Annotated in this window: 1 pseudogene; it reads left to right on the top strand. The window is 49.5% G+C overall.

The annotated features are described in order from the left end of the window. Positions 1-279: pseudogene (locus J0A66_RS23210) on the top strand (TonB-dependent receptor); the annotation flags it as partial.

Raw genomic sequence — 279 nt, 5'->3', positions numbered from 1 at the left:
ACCACCATTAACAACGTATCTACCTCATCGGGTAATGGCGGCCGTGATGTTAACTTTGATATTTTTGCCTCTGAGCTTATTCAGTCAATAACCGTGAAGAAGTCGCCCACTGCGGCTGATGAAGAAGGTGGCGTGGCTGGTGTAGTGGCAATTCAAACGGCCCGTCCTTTTGATTACAGCGGCACCCGCGCTATTGCGTCGGTAGAAGGGGCTTACAACGATTTGTCGGAGAAAACCGACCCGCGCTATTCCTTCCTGATAAGCAAAAATCAGGATGAT

Source organism: Bowmanella dokdonensis (genome assembly GCF_017254865.1).
Taxonomy (GTDB): Bacteria; Pseudomonadota; Gammaproteobacteria; order Enterobacterales; family Alteromonadaceae; genus Bowmanella; species Bowmanella dokdonensis.
Note: the sequence above shows the minus strand (reverse complement) of the source record. Positions and strands in the feature narration are given on the sequence as shown.